At 68.8% G+C, this 16,614-nt stretch carries 16 protein-coding genes and 1 pseudogene; 13 read left to right on the forward strand and 4 right to left on the reverse strand.

Features of this window, described 5'->3' with window-relative positions; translation table 11 throughout:
* Position 1: 1 nt before the first annotated feature.
* The gene (locus SLQ31_RS13410; RefSeq protein ID WP_319433334.1) at positions 2-613 is read right to left on the reverse strand and encodes a heme-copper oxidase subunit III; all 612 of its coding nucleotides are present in this window, start codon (positions 611-613) and stop codon (positions 2-4) included.
* A 112-nt stretch (positions 614-725) separates the two neighbouring features.
* Between SLQ31_RS13410 and trpD the strand changes: the two genes are divergently transcribed.
* Positions 726-1,808: an anthranilate phosphoribosyltransferase gene (gene trpD / locus SLQ31_RS13415; RefSeq protein ID WP_319433336.1), complete on the forward strand. Its 1,083-nt coding sequence runs from the start codon at positions 726-728 to the stop codon at positions 1,806-1,808.
* Here the strand turns inward: trpD and SLQ31_RS13420 are convergent.
* Positions 1,746-3,575 (reverse strand): annotated as a pseudogene (locus tag SLQ31_RS13420) (DEDD exonuclease domain-containing protein); the annotation flags it as partial. The gene trpD and the pseudogene SLQ31_RS13420 overlap by 63 nt on opposite strands.
* 105 nt (positions 3,576-3,680) lie before the next feature.
* Between SLQ31_RS13420 and SLQ31_RS13425 the strand changes: the two are divergent.
* From SLQ31_RS13425 to SLQ31_RS13450, 6 genes are all read left to right on the forward strand, one after another.
* Positions 3,681-3,902, forward strand: a complete 222-nt coding sequence (locus tag SLQ31_RS13425) for a hypothetical protein (protein WP_319433338.1) — start codon at positions 3,681-3,683, stop codon at positions 3,900-3,902.
* Positions 3,903-4,070: 168 nt separating this feature from the next.
* A complete protein-coding gene (ripC, locus tag SLQ31_RS13430; RefSeq protein ID WP_319433340.1) occupies positions 4,071-5,246 on the forward strand; it encodes a peptidoglycan hydrolase RipC in 1,176 nt (391 codons plus the stop codon).
* 55 nt (positions 5,247-5,301) lie between these two features.
* A complete protein-coding gene (locus tag SLQ31_RS13435; protein WP_413642285.1) occupies positions 5,302-6,114 on the forward strand; it encodes a hypothetical protein in 813 nt (270 codons plus the stop codon).
* 11 nt (positions 6,115-6,125) lie between these two features.
* The gene (locus tag SLQ31_RS13440) at positions 6,126-7,274 is read left to right on the forward strand and encodes a glycosyltransferase family 4 protein (RefSeq protein WP_319433342.1); all 1,149 of its coding nucleotides are present in this window, start codon (positions 6,126-6,128) and stop codon (positions 7,272-7,274) included.
* Between the two features lie 10 nt (positions 7,275-7,284).
* Positions 7,285-7,935, forward strand: a complete 651-nt coding sequence (locus SLQ31_RS13445) for a cutinase family protein (protein ID WP_319433344.1) — start codon at positions 7,285-7,287, stop codon at positions 7,933-7,935.
* A gap of 60 nt (positions 7,936-7,995) precedes the next feature.
* Entirely contained in the window at positions 7,996-9,174 is a 1,179-nt protein-coding gene (locus SLQ31_RS13450) for an acyltransferase (RefSeq protein WP_319433346.1), read from the forward strand.
* Here the strand turns inward: SLQ31_RS13450 and SLQ31_RS13455 are convergent.
* Positions 9,113-10,912 carry a long-chain fatty acid--CoA ligase gene (locus tag SLQ31_RS13455; protein ID WP_319433348.1) on the reverse strand — a complete coding sequence of 600 codons (1,800 nt, stop codon included), beginning with the start codon at positions 10,910-10,912 and terminating at the stop codon, positions 9,113-9,115. The two genes, SLQ31_RS13450 and SLQ31_RS13455, sit on opposite strands and share 62 nt — an antisense overlap.
* A gap of 64 nt (positions 10,913-10,976) precedes the next feature.
* Here SLQ31_RS13455 and SLQ31_RS13460 point away from each other — a divergent pair, with 64 nt between their 5' ends.
* The 5 genes from SLQ31_RS13460 to SLQ31_RS13480 all read left to right on the forward strand — a co-directional run bounded on the left by SLQ31_RS13460 (position 10,977) and on the right by SLQ31_RS13480 (position 14,401).
* On the forward strand, positions 10,977-11,366 hold the full coding sequence (locus tag SLQ31_RS13460) for a polyketide cyclase / dehydrase and lipid transport (protein ID WP_319433350.1): 390 nt from the start codon (positions 10,977-10,979) through the stop codon (positions 11,364-11,366).
* Between the two features lie 97 nt (positions 11,367-11,463).
* Positions 11,464-11,898, forward strand: a complete 435-nt coding sequence (locus tag SLQ31_RS13465; protein ID WP_319433352.1) for an SRPBCC family protein — start codon at positions 11,464-11,466, stop codon at positions 11,896-11,898.
* Entirely contained in the window at positions 11,899-13,185 is a 1,287-nt protein-coding gene (locus SLQ31_RS13470; RefSeq protein WP_319433354.1) for an ArsA family ATPase, read from the forward strand.
* Complete coding sequence (locus SLQ31_RS13475; RefSeq protein ID WP_319433356.1) at positions 13,182-13,562, forward strand: hypothetical protein; 381 nt, start codon at positions 13,182-13,184, stop codon at positions 13,560-13,562. Before SLQ31_RS13470 ends, SLQ31_RS13475 begins: the two co-directional genes overlap by 4 nt.
* Before the next feature lie 107 nt (positions 13,563-13,669).
* Positions 13,670-14,401 carry a lysophospholipid acyltransferase family protein gene (locus SLQ31_RS13480; protein WP_319433358.1) on the forward strand — a complete coding sequence of 244 codons (732 nt, stop codon included), beginning with the start codon at positions 13,670-13,672 and terminating at the stop codon, positions 14,399-14,401.
* Here SLQ31_RS13480 and SLQ31_RS13485 read toward each other — a convergent pair.
* A complete protein-coding gene (locus SLQ31_RS13485) occupies positions 14,343-15,638 on the reverse strand; it encodes a glycosyltransferase 87 family protein (protein ID WP_319433360.1) in 1,296 nt (431 codons plus the stop codon). The genes SLQ31_RS13480 and SLQ31_RS13485 overlap by 59 nt on opposite strands.
* Positions 15,639-15,783: 145 nt before the next feature.
* Here SLQ31_RS13485 and SLQ31_RS13490 point away from each other — a divergent pair, with 145 nt between their 5' ends.
* Positions 15,784-16,611 (forward strand): hypothetical protein, encoded by an 828-nt coding sequence (locus SLQ31_RS13490; RefSeq protein ID WP_319434622.1) that lies wholly within the window; start codon positions 15,784-15,786, stop codon positions 16,609-16,611.
* Positions 16,612-16,614: the final 3 nt, after the last annotated feature.

Here is a 16,614-nt window from a genome sequence, read left to right on the forward strand (position 1 = left end):
CTCATCGGATGAAGTAGATCGTCGCGAACAGGGCGATCCACACGATGTCGACGAAGTGCCAGTAGTAGGACACGACGATGGCAGCGGTCGCCTGAGCGGGCGTGAACTTGCTCATCTTCGTGCGCAACAGAAGAAGAATGAAGGCGACCAGACCGCCGATGACATGCAGGCCGTGGAAGCCGGTCGCGAGGTAGAACACGCTGCCGTAGGAGCTACCCGGGATGGTCGTGCCGTGAGTGACCAGGTGGTAGTACTCGTAGGCCTGGCCGGCGACGAAGAAGGCGCCCATGAAGAAGGTGATGACGTACCAGCGGCGCAGCCCGTAGACGTCACCGCGCTCGGCTGCGAACACACCCATCTGGCACGTGAACGACGACGCGATCAGCACCAGCGTCACCGGAACCGCCTGATACAGGTTCAGTTCCGTTGGCGGCGGCGGCCATACGCCACCGGACTGGGCACGGGCAGTGAAGTACATCGCGAACAGCCCAGCAAAGAACATCAACTCACTGGAAAGCCACACGATGGTGCCAACACTGACCATGTTCGGCCGGTTCAGCGAATGTACGCGCGATGTGATCGCAGTTCCCGAGGTGCCAACAGCGCTCGTCACATCAAGAAGTATGACGCTTTGTAGTTGTTGAGGTACAGCCAGGGGCCGAATTCGTCAGAACTGTCGGCGAACCGGGCTGTGGAGGGCCCCGTTGGCATGGGAACATCGGCGCGTGACTCTCCGCGTTTCCCAGCCCGGCGCCGACGCGCCGAATTCGTCATGGCCGCAGGTCCTGGACCGGTTGACGGCCAGCCTGGAACTCGAACCGGGGCAGGCGAGCTGGGCGATGGACCAGATCATGACGGGGGTCGCGACACCGGCGCAGATCGCCGCCTTCGGCGTGTCGATGAAGATGAAGCGCCCGACGCCGACCGAGGTGCGTGAGTTGGCCGACACGATGCTGCGTTTCGCGCGCCTGGTGCCGACCGACGTGATCGGCACCGACACCGTCGACATCGTCGGCACCGGCGGCGATCGCGCCAACACCGTGAACCTCTCGACGATGGCGGCGATCGTGGTCGCCGCCGCCGGGGTGCCGGTGGTCAAGCACGGCAACCGCGCCGCGTCGTCGAAGAGCGGCGGGGCCGACATGCTCGAGGCGCTCGGCGTGCGCATCGATCTGGGCCCCGATGAGGTGGCCCGCAGCGTGCAGGAGGTGGGCATCGGGTTCTGCTTCGCGCCGGTGTTCCATCCGTCCTACAAGTTCGCCGGACCGCCGCGCCGCGAGATCGGCGTGCCGACGGTGTTCAATCTGCTTGGGCCGCTGACCAATCCGGCCAGCCCGCGGGCGGGGCTGATCGGTTGTGCGTTCGGCGATCTGGCCGAGGTGATGGCCGGGGTGTTCGCCGCGCGCCGCTGCAGCGTGCTCGTGGTGCACGGCGACGACGGTCTCGACGAGCTGACCACCACGACCACCAGCACCATCTGGCGGGTGCAGGCCGGCACCATCGACAAGCTCACCTTCGACCCGCTGGGATTCGGTTTCGCGCGGGCCCGCATCGAGGAACTGGTCGGCGGGGAGGCCGAGGAGAACGCCCAGGAGGCGCGCAGTGTGCTCGGCGGCGCGCAGGGACCCGTGCGGGACGCGGTGATCCTCAACGCGGCCGGCGCGATGGTCGCCCACGGCGGACTATCCAGCCACGCCGAATGGCTGCCGTGCTGGGAGGACGGGCTGGCCCGCGCAGCCGAGGCGATCGACTCCGGTGCCGCCGAGCAACTCCTGGCGCGTTGGGTGCGGTTCACGCAGCAACTCTGAGTCGAGCTGTTCGGCGGCCAGCCGCGCGGAGCGCGCGGTGGCCGCCCACTGCGCCCACGGTCCTGCTGAGTGCAGCGGTGAGGCCAAACCCGTTGTGGCGCTGACAATGCGAACGCCTGCAGTGTTGAGCCACCGCGCGATCAAGGCAGTCTCCTCGACCAGCGCCCCGCCGAGGGGCGCTGGTCGAGGGAGGATGCTTTGCGCGCAGGTCTGCAGGGCTTCGATCACGGGCATCGGTGGGACGCGGCGTGGGGCGACTCCCGCGGCGGCGAGCTGCCCATGACGCACGATCGCCAGCTGCCAGCCGCCGGCGCCGTCCGGCGCGGCGGCAATGAGCTCTTCGATAGCGGTCAGCGCGCGCAGCCGCTGCCCGCGCCACAGCACGTCGACGCCCGCCGCGATGTGATCGCGCAGCCGCGCGGCGCTTTCATAGCGGGCCCGCCCGGCCAGCTCGGCCACCTGGTCGACCGCCGCGCTCAGCGCGCCGTTGTCCAGCCCGGCGATCAGCGCGGCCGCCCGCAGCGGTGCGGGTGCGTAGTCGGCGGCGGCGATGCCGCGCGGTGCGGGACAGGGGGAGACCTCGCGATCGGGACAGGACGGCCCATGCTCTGCCGCGCGTCCGATGCGTGCGGTGCAGGTGCGCACCCCGGTGAACCGGGCCACCAGCTCGGCGGTGTCGGCGGCGTCGGCCCGCGACCGGAACGGGCCGATCGCGCGATCGTGCCGCGGCTCGCGGACAACCGAGAGCCGGGGGAATGCCTCATCGGTCAGCACCACCCACCACCAGCGGTGCGGGAAGCGGGAGCGGCGGTTGTAGGGCGGGGCGTGCGCGGCCAGCAGCCGCAGCTCGCGCACCCCGGCCTCCAGCGGGTGGGCGCATTCGACGTGGTCGACCTTGGTGGCCAGGCCCACCATCTCCTTCATCCGCCCGCGCGGGTCGGCGCCGGTGAAGTACTGGTTCACCCGGCGGCGCAGATCGGTGGCGGTGCCGACGTAGAGCACCTCGCCGGTCGGCCCGCGGAACAGGTACACCCCCGGCCGCCGCGGCAGGTCGCGGGCCAGAACCCCCTTGCCGCGTTGGGCATTGGAGATGTTGGGCAGGTACCCACGCAGATCGGTGAAGGTGTGCACGCCCTGATTGCCGACCCGTTCGATCAATGCGTGCAGCACGTCGACGGTGGCGCGGGCGTCATCGAGGGCGCGGTGGTTCGGCTGGGTGGCGGAGCCGACGAGGGCGGCCAGCGTGGCCAGCCGCACACTGGGTGCCTCCTCGCGGGTGAGCACGCGACGGGCCAGCTTCACCGTGCACAACACCGGCGGCCGCGGCCATCCGATGCCGCACTGTTCGGCGGCTGAGCGCAGGAAGCCGATGTCGAAGCCGGCGTTGTGCGCGACGAGCACGGCCCCGTGGGCGAACTCCAGGAACATCGGCAGTACCGCGGCGATGGTGGGCGCGTCGTGCACCATCGCGGTGGTGATCCCGGTCAGCTGGACGATCTGCGGCGGGATGGACCGCTGCGGGTCCACCAGGGTGGCGAACTCACCGAGCACCTCGCCGCCGCGGACCTTGACCGCGCCGATCTCGGTGATGGCGTCGCGGGACCCGTCGGCCGATGCGGTGGCGCGCCCGCCGGTGGTCTCCAGGTCGACGACCACGAACGTGACGTCCCGCAACGACACGTCGGCGGTCGGATCGACGTCGGCGAAGCTCAGCTGCGCATCACCCCGGTGCGCAGCACCGGAAACCGCATCAGCAGACCCCACCACAGCTGTTGACGGTAGGCAGCCCCACCGACAGGACGTCGGTGCCGCGCCGACTTGTCGGGGGTCGCAGTTAGCGTGCGGCCAACACGATGAGAGAGGAGACCCGTGATGGAAACAGATCCAACCGAACCGGTTGTCATCGACTGCGACGACTGCGCCGTGCGCGGGCTGGGCTGCCGCGACTGTGTGGTGAGCGTATTGCTCGGAATACCGGAGACTTTGCTGGAAGATGAGCGGGCGGCCCTGGAGGTGCTGGCCGAGGCCGGTTTAGCTCCGCGTTTGAGGCTGGTGCCGATCCACCGGCACGGGGGTTCGGGGCTGGCGAGCTAGGGGCCTGATAGGTTGGATGGCAGGTTGTGACTGGTGAGCCGGGTGAGGCTGAGAGTCTGTTGAGAACTCTGGCCCTGGTTGGACAACGCCGATGCCATTTCGTAACCTGTTCGAGACCTAAGGCACTCGATGCAATAACCATCGACGGCACTTAAAGGATGCGTAATCTTGAGCTTTGACCGCAGGTACCTGACTAAACGCGTTTTCAAACGCCCTCTAGTAGGTGGAATTGCCGGGCTCACGATCTTTGCGACGGTTATCTCCGGCTCGGTGCATGCCGACCCCGCCCAAGACGGTGTGGCAAAGCTGAATGAACTGTCACGACAGGCAGAACAGCTCACGGAGTCGATGCATTCCGCTCAGCTTGATCTTGACAAGAAGCTGCAAGCAGAGGGTGCCGCGGAAAAGAAGCACACCGACGACATCGCCGCCGCTGACGCCGCTAAAACCCAGTTGGCTACCTACCAGGTCGCGGTCGACAAATTTGCTGTCGCGGTTTACATGGGCGGCAGCACGGATGGCCTCAGTGCCATCCTGACCGCTGAGTCGCCACAGGGCCTGATCGACAAGCTGACCGTGCAGCGTGCGATGGCCACCGAGATGTCCGCCCAGATGCAGAACTATCGACGGGCCAACGACGACCTTCGCCAGGCCGAGGCCGCCTCGGCCAAGTCGGCGGCCGACGCCAAGACCGCCGCCGAACAGGCCGCGGCAGTGCGCGCCGACCTGCAGCGCAAGCAATCCCAACTGCAGGTGCAGATCACGGCTGTGAAGTCGCGCTACCAGACTTTGACCCCGGACCAGCGGACCGCGCTGGCCGCTCCCGGACCGGTACCGCCGGCCGACATCGTGGCGCTGGGTGCACCCGCCGGCCTGCCGCCGCTGGCCGACGCGCCACCGCCGCCGCCCGACGCCTTGCCGCTACCCGACGCCCCGCCGCCACCGGACGCAGCCCAGGTCATCCCGATGGCCGCCGTGCCCGTCCCCGAGCCAGGCAGCGACCAGGGTGCCGTCGCGGTGCAGGCCGCCCTCACCCGGATCGGCGATCCCTACGTCTGGGGTGGCTCGGGTCCCAGCCAGTTCGACTGCTCCGGTTTGGTGATGTGGTCCTTCCAGCAGGCCGGCATCTTCCTGCCGCACTCCAGCCAGGCGCTGGCCGCCGGTGGTCAGCCGGTGTCCATGGACCAGATGCAGCCCGGCGATGTCGTCAACTACTACTCGGACGCATCGCACTCGGCGATCTACATCGGTGACGGGATGATGGTCCACGCCTCGACGTTCGGCCAGCCGGTGCGCATCGCCCCGGTGAACAACGCCCCGATCTACAACGTCCGCCGCTACTGACCGACCCCGGCGGCGCCGGCTCACGGCCGTCCTCGCCGCCGTCTTGGTCGCGGAACTGCTCGCCGCATCGGTCCTGATCGCCACGCCGTCGGCGACGGCACCGTCGCCGCCCGTGGCGGTTCCCACGCCGCAAATGGCGGTTCCCGCGCCGGCCCCCCTCGTCGTTGGTGACGGTCGTACCGTGCGGCTGATCAGCCTGGGCGGTGCCCACACCGACGGCCTGCTCACCCGGATCGCCGGCGACATCGGCGGCGCCGTCGGCGCCGTCGAGAAGTTCTGGGGCACCGACTGGGACCGCGAGATCGTGGTGATCGCCACCGACTCCCAAGCGCAGTTCGTCGCGCAGGCCGGCCTCACCCCGAACGGCAACTGGGCGGACATCGCGGCGGTGTCGGTCGCCGACCACGTCGACTTCGAACACCATCACGCCAGCGGGCAGCGGATGGTGTTCGCGCCCGGTGCCGTCACCATGAGCGACGGATCGCTACGAATTGTGTTGACCCACGAACTGTTTCACCTTGCCGCCCGCGCCGACACCGCGCTGGACGCGCCGCGCTGGCTTCTCGAGGGGGTGGCCGATTTCGTGGCACGGCCGCCAACGCCGCTGCCGCCGGACGCCGCGGCGGATACCGCACTGCCCGTCGACGCCGACCTGGACGTGGCCGGAGCGCAGCGCGAGCGGGGCTACGACCGCGCCTGGTGGTTCGCCAGGTTCGTCGCCGACAGCTATGGCACTGACGCGCTGCGCCGGCTGTACGTCGAGGCCTGCGGGCCCGGTCACGGCGACTTCGATACCGCGGTGCACCGCGCACTTGGCACCGACACCGCCGGGCTACGCGCCCGCTGGGCGCAGTGGCTGACCCGCTAGCGTAAGTGGCGATGACGCGAGTCCTGCTGGTCACCAATGACTTTCCGCCCCGCCGTGGCGGCATCCAGTCCTATCTCGAGCAGTTCGTCGGCAGGCTAGCGGACACCGGCGAGCACCAGCTCACCGTCTACGCCCCGCAGTGGAAGGGCGCAGACGACTATGACCGGGCGGCCGGCTACCGGATCGTGCGCCATCCCGGCACGCTGATGCTGCCCGAGCCGGGGGTCGACCGCCGGATGCGGGCCCTGATCGCCGAGCACGGCATCGAAACCGTGTGGTTCGGCGCCGCCGCGCCGCTGGCGCTGCTGGCCAACCGGGCCCGTGGCGCGGGTGCGCGCCGGGTGGTGGCCAGCACCCACGGTCACGAGGTGGGCTGGTCCATGCTGCCCGTCGCGCGCTCGGCGTTGCGGCGGATCGGCGACGACACCGACGTCGTCACGTACATCAGCCACTACACCCGCGGCCGCTTCGCCTCGGCGTTCGGCCCGAATGCCGCCCTGGAACACCTGCCGCCCGGCGTCGACTCCGACCGGTTCCGGCCGAACCCGGCGGTCAGGGCCGAATTGCGCGAGCGTTACGGCCTTGGCCAGCGGCCGACGGTCGTCTGCCTGTCCCGGCTGGTGCCACGCAAGGGCCAGGACATGCTCATCAAGGCGCTGCCCGATATCCGCCGCCGGGTCGACGACGCCGTCCTGGTGATCGTCGGGAGCGGACCCTACGCCGAGGACCTGCACAAGCTGGCCGACAAGGTCGGGGTGCGCGAGCACGTCGTCTTCACCGGAGCGGTGCCGAGCGCCGAACTGGCGGGCCATTACGCGATGGCAGACCTCTTTGCAATGCCTTGCCGCACAAGGGGTTCCGGTCTGGACGTGGAGGGCCTGGGCATCGTGTTCCTGGAAGCGTCGGCCGCCGGGGTGCCGGTGGTCGCCGGTGATTCTGGCGGCGCCCCCGAGGCCGTCAAGCAGGGCGAGACGGGCCGGGTGGTCGACGGCCGGTCGGTCGAGCAGATCGCCGACGCTGTCTCGGGCATCCTCAACGATCCCGCCCTGGCCGCGCGGATGGGGGAGACCGGCAGGGGCTGGGTCGAGACGGACTGGAGCTGGGCCGCGCGCACGGCGCGGCTTTCCGAACTCCTGCGTGCGGTCGATCACACCGTGTGACGATGTGCCGATGAGCTCGACCCGAGTCGCTGCGCTCGGCGGTGTCCTGGCCGCCGTGGCGGCACTGCTCGCCCCGACCGGGGTTGCGCGGGCCGACGACTGCCCTGACGTCGAGGTGATCTTCGCCCGCGGGACCGGCGAGCCGCCCGGCGTCGGGCGGGTGGGCCAGGCTTTCGCGGATGCGCTCGCGCCGCGGCTGGGTGGGCGGACCATGGACACCTACGGGGTGAACTACCCGGCCAGCCTGAATTTCCTCGCGGCGGCATCGGGTGCCAACGACGCGGCTGCCCGCATCGCGGACATGGGCGGCCGGTGCCCGCAGACCACGCTGGTGCTTGGCGGGTTCTCTCAGGGCGCGGCCGCGGTGTCGATGCTCGCCGGGGTGCCACCGGTCGGGCAGCGGATCGGCAGTATCGGCTCAGCGCCGCCGTTGCCGCCGGCCGGCGCCGGTCAGGTCGCCGCGGTCGCGGTGTTCGGCAATCCGGGCGCACGGTTCGGCACACCGCTGTCGACCACCGGTCAGTTCGCCGGCCGCGCCATCGACGTGTGCAGCGGCGGTGACCCGATCTGCTCGCCGGGACGCGATCGCGGTGCTCACAGTGCCTACGAGTTGCCGCCATACCCCGACCAGGCGGCGGGGTTCGTGGCCGGGCTCCTCTAGTGGCCTGACTCTTCTGGGCGGCTCAGCAGTTTCACGGGTTGCCCGGCTACCCTCGCCCGAGTGCTGGCCGGCCCTGACCTCGACCTCCGCGCCGGGGTATCCCGGCCGGTGGGCGGGCGACTCGACTCGCTGACCGGGCTGCGGGCGCTGGCGGCCCTGCTGGTGGTCGGCACTCACGCGGCGTTTGCGACCGGCAAGCTGACCCACGGCTACATCGGCTTGGTGTTGGCACGGCTTGAGGTCGGCGTCTCGATCTTCTTCGCGCTATCCGGCTTCCTCCTGTTTCGCCCGTGGGTCCTCGCGGCGGCCGACCGGACGGCGGCACCGTCGGCGCGGACGTACGCGCGACGCCGGCTGCGCCGGATCATGCCCGCCTACGTGGTGACCGTCTTGCTGGCGTACGGCGTCTACTCGTTCTATTCGACCGGTCCCAACCCCGGCCAGACCCTGGCGGGCCTGATCCGCCATCTCACGCTGACCCAGACCTACACCGACAACTATCTGGTGACCTACCTGCACCGGGGCTTGTCGCAGACCTGGAGCCTGGCCGTGGAGGTGGCGTTCTACGCCGTGCTGCCTCTGCTGGCCCATCTGCTGCTGGTGGTGCTGTGCGGTGATCGGTGGCGCCCGGCCCGGCTGCTGGCCGGTCTGGCCGCGCTGGCCGCCATCAGTCCGCTCTGGCTGATCGTGCTCGACACGACCGATTGGCTACCGAACTCGGCCGGGATGTGGCTGCCGGCGCAGCTGGCCGCGTTCGCGGGCGGGATGGCGGTGGCGGTGCTGAACGTGATGGGGGTGCGCTGGCGCGCCGGGCTCCTCGTGCCCGCCGCGGTGGTGCTCTACCTGGTGGTGTCCACCCCGTTGGCGGGCGCGGTCACGATGGGACCGGTGCCGATGTGGCAGCCGCTGGCCAAGGCGCTGTTCTATGCCGTGATCGCGACGCTGGTCGTGGCGGCGCCGACGCTCGGCGGGCGCGACATGTTCGGCCGGCTGCTGAGTAGTAAGCCCATGGTGTGGCTCGGTGAGATCTCCTACGAGATCTTCCTGCTGCACGTGCTGGTGATGGCGGTCGTGCTGGGCGCGGTGCTGGGCTGGCCGTTGTTCACCGGCTCACTGCCCGGCCTGTACCTGGCGACGCTGGGCGTCACGATCCCGTTGGCCTGGCTGCTGCACCGGCTCACTTCGTATAGATCGCCTCGATATCGGCGGCGAACTTCTCCGCAACCACGTTGCGCTTGACCTTCAGCGTCGGCGTCAGCTCACCGGTCTGGACAGTGAAGTCGCACGGCAGAATCCGGAACTTGCGGATCGACTCCGCATGCGACACATGCTGATTGGCGTTCTTGATGGCCAGTTCGATCTCGGCGACCAGATCGGGATCCTCCCGCAGGTCGGCGACCGAGGCGCCGGCCGGCTTGCCGTGATGGGACTTCCACACGTCGAACGCCTCGGGGTCGATGGCGATCAGCGCGCCGATGAACGGCTGGTTGTCGCCGACGGCCATCGCCTGACTGATGAGCTGATGGGCCCGCAACGCATCTTCGAGCACGGCGGGGGCGACGTTCTTGCCGCCCGCGGTCACGATGATCTCCTTCTTGCGGCCGGTGATCGCCAGGAAGCCGTCGGCGTCCACGCTGGCCAGGTCGCCGGTGTGGAACCAGCCGTCGATGATCGCCTCGGCGGTGGCCTTCTCGTTACGCCAATAGCCGTCGAACACCACGCCACCCTTGACCAGCAGCTCGCCGTCGTCGGCGATCGCCATGGCGTTGCCAGGCACCAGCTTGCCGACGGTGCCCACCTTGAGCTCGCCGATCCGGTTCACCGTGATCGCCGCGCTGGTCTCGGTCAGCCCATAGCCCTCGTAAATCGAGACTCCGACACCGCGGTAGAAGTGACCCAGCCGCTTGCCCAGCGGCGCACCACCGGAGATCGCGGCGTGGCAGTCGCCACCGAGGGCGGCACGCAGCTTGCCGTAGACCAGCCGGTCGAACACGGCGTGCGCGAGCTTGAGCCCCAGATTGGGTGAGCCGGTCGCCAAGGCCTCGCTGTACGCGATCGCCGTCTTGGCGGCGAGCCCGAAGATCCGGTCCTTGCCGCTGTCGCGGGCATTCAACTCCGCTGTGTTGTAAACCTTTTCGAACACCCGCGGCACCGACACCACGATCGTCGGCTTGAACACCTGCAGCATCGGAACCAGGTTCTTGATGTCGCTGGTGTAGCCGAGGGTCACCTTGTTGGCGAAGGCCGTCATCGACAGGGCGCGCGCCAGCACGTGCGCCATCGGCAGGAACACCAGGAGGCGTTCGTTCTGACGCAGCAGCGTCGGGAAACACGTTGTGGCACCGCAGGTTTCGGCAAGCAGGTTGGAGTGGGTCAGCTGGACGCCCTTGGGCCTGCCGGTGGTGCCCGAGGTATAGATCAGCGTCGCCGGATCGGTCGACCGCAGCTGCGCAAGCCGGCGGTTCAGCTCCGCGGGGTCGGCGCCGGCCGCGGCCTCGGCCAGCTCGTCGAGCGCGGTCGGACCCGATGACTCGATGCGCAACGTGGTGCGCAGTGCCGGCAGCGCGTCGCGCAGTTCGGAGACCGTCTGGGCGTGTGCCTCGGTCTCGGTGACCACCAGCACCGCACCGGAATCCTCCAGCACCCAGCGGACCTGCTCAGCTGAGGACGTTTCGTAGATGGGGACGGTGACGCCGCCGACCGACAGGATCGCGTAGTCGAGGATGACCCACTCGTAGCGGGTCGCCGACAGGATCGCCACCCGGTCACCGGCCTGCACACCCGCAGCGATCAATCCCACCGCCGCGGAGCGGATCTGGGCGGCCACCTCGGCGCACGTGACGTCGGTCCAGGCGCCGTCGACGAGGCGCTGCAGGATCACATAATCCGGATCGGTGCGCTCGTGGTCGTACACCGAGCTGACGACATTGTCGTGTTCACCGATGGTGAACGACGCCGGAACGCTGTATTCACGCATGCCAACCAGCGTAGTCAACGGGCGGCCGGGCACCTCGCGGGTCCGATATGTGAAGCTAGTGCCCATGAACAGCATCCAGGTCGCTGACGAGACGTTCGTCGCGGCCGATCCGGCGGCGGTGGGGCGTGCGGTCGCGGATCGGGCGAGCTGGCGGAAATGGTGGCCGGATCTGCGGCTGGAGGTCGTCGAGGACCGCGCCGACAAAGGCTTGCGGTGGACCGTCACCGGTCCGCTGACCGGCACCATGGAAATCTGGCTGGAGCCGGTGCTCGACGGCGTGCTGCTGCACTACTTCCTGCACGCCGAACCGGCCGGCGTCGCGGCCTGGCAACTGGCCAAGATGAACCTGCCCAAGCTGACCCATGAGCGGCGGGTCGCGGGAAAACGGATGGCGTTCGAGGTCAAATCCACGCTGGATGCGGCACGCCCGGTGGGCGTCGCACCCCGGCACTGATATCGGGTCACACCCTCGGCCGGGAGGGTACCGTTTGTGGCCGAGGGAGCGCGATCGTCTCGGGTCGCGCAGCGCAAAGCGACGGGAATTGGCAACAGTGGCTGACAAGACGGCGCAGACCATCTACATCGAGGCGGATCCCCGCACGGTGATGGACGCCATCGCCGACATCGGGGCATACCCGCAATGGGTCTCGGAGTACAAGGAGACCGAGGTTCTCGATTCCGACGAACAGGGTTACCCACTGACCGCCCGGCTGTTGCTGGATGCCGCGGTACTCAAGGACACGATGGTGCTGTCCTACACCTGGCCCGCCGACCGCAAGTCGGTGCGGTGGTCGCTGGTCTCGAGCTCCCTGCTGCGGGCACTCGACGGCGCATACACGTTGGCTCCCAAGGGTTCTGGAACCGATGTCACCTACGAGCTTGCGGTGGACCTGGTCATACCGATGATCGGGCTGCTCAAGCGCAAGGCCGAGCGACGGCTGACCGACACCGCGCTCAAGGACCTGAAGAAATGGGTCGAGGGCTGAGTGACCCCCGGTGACGCCCCCGCCGATGCGGGCCTGACTGGCCAGGCCCGGATCAGCTTCTTCGTCGGCAAGGGCGGGGTGGGCAAGTCGACACTGGCCTCGGCGACGGCGGTGCGCGCGGCGCTGGCCGGCGAACGGGTGCTCGCCGTGTCCACCGATCAGGCCCACTCATTGGGCGACGTCCTCGGTGTTGCGGTACCGCCGACCGGTGCGCGCGCGCCGGTGCGGATTCTCACCGAGGAGGGCACCGACGCCGTCGGCGGCGGCCACCTGGACGCTCTCGCCCTGGACACCCTGGCGTTGCTGGAGGGCAGGTGGCGGGCCATCGCGCCGGTGCTCGCCGCCAGATTCCCGAACTCCGACCTCAAAGATGTTGCCCCGGAAGAACTTTCCGCATTGCCAGGCATTCAGGAGGTGCTGGGCCTTGCCGAGGTGGCCGCATTGGCCGACTCGGGCCGATGGGACTACGTCGTCGTCGACTGTGCCTCGACCGCCGACGCGATGCGGATGCTGACGCTGCCCGCGGCGTTCGCGATGTACCTCGAACGGGCCTGGCCCCGGCATCGCCGGCTCAGTGCGGCCCTCGACAGCGCGCACAGTGCGGCCACGGTAGCGGTGATCGAAGGGATCAGCGGCGGGGTCGAAGGGTTGTCCGCCCTGCTCACCGACGGGCAGCGGGTCACCGCCCATCTGGTGCTCACCGCGGAGCGGGTGGTGGCAGCCGAGGCCGTGCGTACCCTGGGCTCGCTGGTGCTGATGGGCGTGCGGGTGGCCGAGCTCTTCGTCAATCAGGTTCTGGTCCAAGATGATTCATACGAGTACCGCAACCTGCCTGAGCATCCCGCCTTCGACTGGTACTCCGAGCGGATCGTCGAACAGCAGTCGGTGCTCGACGAGCTCACCGCCTCGATCGGCGACATCCAGCTGGTGCTGGCCCCGCACCTGGCCGGCGAGCCGATCGGGGCCAAGGCACTGGGGCAGCTGCTCGACAGTGCACGCCGGCGAGACGGCTCGCCGCCGCCCGGACCGCTGAAGCCCGTGGTGGATCGCGAGTCGGGCTCTGGAGTCGATGCGATCTACCGCATGCGGCTAGAGTTGCCGCAAATCGATCCGGGAACCCTGTCGCTGGGCCGGGTCGACGACGACTTGATCATCGGCGCCGCAGGGATGCGACGCCGCGTGCGACTGGCGTCGGTTCTGCGGCGGTGCATCGTGATGGACGCGGCGCTGCGCGGTACCGAGCTGACCGTGCGCTTTCGACCCAACCCGGAGGTGTGGCCCGCGTGAACGGCGCGCATCCCGACCTGGGGCCCGAACTGCGTGCGCTGGCCCAGGCGATCCTCGACCGTCTGGACCCCGCCGTCCGAGCCGGCGCCGCGATGACCGCAGGCGCCGCGCCGGGCAAATGCCAGCAGGTGTGGTGCCCGGTGTGTGCGCTGGCTGCGCTGGTCAACGGTGAGCAGCATCCGCTGCTGACCGTCGTCGCTGAACACAGCGTTGCGTTGGTGACGATGATCCGGGCGATGGTCGCCGAGGACGGCGCCGGCACGCCAGGGCCAGACGGTGCGCCGCCCGATGAGCCCGGCCCCGCTGAACCTGGCCACGATGGGTCGGGCCCCGGGCCGAGCCGCTACCAACACATCCCGGTCAGCGTCGAGGAGTGACGCTCCGCGGGGCCTAATGATCCGATGTGAACCCGGCGTGAGCTGTGGTCGGTGTCCGCAGGCCTGGGTAGAGTTAGCCCAAAGCGCGTGACCGATCGGGAGGCCCCATGTGGTACTGGCTGTTCAAGTACATCTTCATGGGCCCCTTGCTGGCCTTGCTCGGTAGGCCGAAAATTGAAGGGCTGGAATACGTTCCGAGTTCCGGCCCGGTGATCTTGGCCAGCAATCACCTGGCGGTGGCGGACAGCTTCTACCTGCCGTTGGTGGTCAGCCGGCGGATCACGTTCCTGGCCAAGTCCGAATACTTCACCGGTACCGGCATCAAGGGCTGGTTCATGCGGTGGTTCTACACAGCGGCCGGTCAGGTGCCGATCGACCGTACCGATGCCGACGCCGCCGAGGCCGCGCTGAACACCGCCGAACGAATACTGACTCAAGGCAAGCTGCTCGGCATGTATCCCGAGGGCACCCGCTCACCGGACGGCCGGCTCTACAAGGGCAAGACCGGCCTGGCCCGGCTGGCACTGGAAACTCAGGTTCCGGTGATTCCGGTCGCGATGATCGGAACCGACGTCGTGAACCCGCCCGGATCGAAGATGTGGCGCTTCGGCCGGGTGACAGTGCGCTTCGGCAAGCCGATGGATTTCTCCCGGTTCGACGGCCTGGCCGGCAACCGGTTCATCGAGCGCGCCGTCATCGACGAGGTCATGTACGAACTGATGGAGCTCTCCGGTCAGGAGTACGTCGACATCTACGCCGCGACGCTCAAGAACGCAGACCCTAAGCCGGGTGGACCAGGTCAGCCACCGGCGCGGTTCCCGGAGACCGCCGCGGGCTAGCGCCCGCCCTGACCACGGTCAGCCCCGCGACGACGATCACCGCGAGCGCCCACCACACGTAGGACATCCCGAGTAGCTGGCGCCACCAGGACGCCGTCTCCTCGTGGTGTTTGGGCAGTAACTCCAGCGGGACCCAGATCATCAACACCACGCCGGCGGCAGTGACCAGGCCCAGCGCGATATTGCGGCCGCGGTAGGCGATCACCGCGCCGGTGACGACCGTCGGCAGCGCCCACACCCAGTGGTGCGACCACGACACCGGCGAGACCACCAGCCCGAACAGGGCCACGCACATCAGCGCCAGCGCAGGCTGCTGAGCGATCAGTACCCGCCGGACCGCCCAGATCGTCAGGGCCAGCGCGGCGAAGCACGCCAGCGTCCACAGGACGAAGTGGGTGCTCTTGTCCAGGCCCAGCCGGGCGAGCGCGCCGGCGATGTTCTGGTTGGTGTTCAACGCCGCACTGCCGATGCGGTCGGTGTGAAGGATCGTCTTGGTCCAGTACTCCGCCGAGTCACGCCAGGCCAGTGCGCAGCCCACCAGGCTGGCGGCGACGAACGTGCCGACCGCGGTCAGGGCGGCGCGGCCGTCGCGGCGCAGGAGGAAGTACAGCAGGAACACCGCCGGCGTGAGCTTCAGCGCGATCGCGATACCCAGCAGGATTCCGCGTGGCCAGGGCGTGCGCCGGGGCAGGCAGTCCGCGATGACCAGCGTCATCAGCACCACGTTGATCTGGCCGAAGTCGAAATTGGCGCCGATGGGCTCGAGGTACATCACCGCCAGCGCCACGATGGCGGCCGCCAGCCAGGCGCGACGCAGCCACGCCGGCTCGCGGGTGACCGCCGAGGCCGGCCACACCGCCAGGCGGGTCAGCACGATCCAGGTGGACAGCAGCACCAGGATCACCGTGATGACCGTGATGGCGACACTGGCCACCGGCAGCGACATCCAGGCGAACGGGCTGAACACGATGGCCGCCAGCGGGGGATAGGTGAACGGCAGGTCCAGCCCGGACAGGGTGTGGAACATCGCATCGCCGGCGTACAGCGGCCGTCCGTCCAGCCAGGCCTGCCCGCCCATCCGGTAGACCTCGATGTCGATGCGGTAGGGGATCTTCCCGAACAACAGCCAGCCGGCGTTGAGCAGCAGCGCGACGATCGCGACCTGCGTCACCCGCCACCCAGCGGTCAGCCAGGGCCTCGCCACACTGCCCACAACGGGCAACCGCCGGATACTCATGTCCCGACAAGAGTATCGGGGCCGCCCGACGCGCCGGGCGCTATCCCGGCCGTGCCGCCCCGATCGACGGCCATCGGGCGTATCTTCTGACCCCGTGCCCTTCCACCTGCACTTCGACGTCGTCGCCCCCGGGCGCGTGCCGCTGATGTGGTGTCTGATCGCGTTCATCCTGACGTTCTTCGTCACCCGGACGATCGTGCGGTACATCCGCCACAACGCCGGCAACGTTGGTCCCCGCAAGTGGTGGCAGCCACGCAATATCTCCGGCCACGGCGGACTGCACATCCACCACGTCGTGATCGGCATCGTCTTGGTGATGATCTCCGGGGTCAGCATGGTGACGTTGTCCGTCGACGGTGGAATTGTCGAATTCACCGCTGCGGCAATCATTTTCGGGATCGGCGCGGCCCTGGTTTTGGACGAGTTCGCGTTGATTCTGCATCTGGAGGACGTGTACTGGGCCGAGGATGGCCGCGCGTCGGTGGACGCGGTGTTCGCCGCGGTCGCCGTCGCTGGCTTGTTGATCATGGGGTTCAACCCGTTGTCGTTCTTCGACGTCGGGATCTGGCGCGCGGACAATTCCATCGCAGCCCGCACCGTCGTCGTCGTCCTCGCGGCACTGACCCTGGCGCTGGCGGTGGTCGTGCTGCTCAAGGGCAAGGTCTGGACCGGCCTGGTCGGCATGTTCATCACGCCGCTGCTGTTCGTCGGCGCGATCCGGCTGTCCCGGCCACACGCGCCCTGGGCGCGCTGGCATTACCAGGACAAACCCCGCAAGATGCACCGGGCGCTGGAGCGCGAACGCTATATGCGCAGGCCCGTGGTGCAGGCCAAGCTGTGGCTGCAGCACATCATCGCCGGTGAGCCGACCTTCCCGGCCGATGCCGAGGTGGATGCCGAACTCGACCGCGAGATTCATGCGGCGCCTCCACCGCCTGCTGTTGACGCCGAGCCGCAGGTCTCGACGGGATAGGGT

Origin of the sequence: Mycobacterium sp. RTGN5, assembly GCF_033804465.1 — a bacterium.
In the GTDB taxonomy this organism is placed as follows: domain Bacteria; phylum Actinomycetota; class Actinomycetes; order Mycobacteriales; family Mycobacteriaceae; genus Mycobacterium.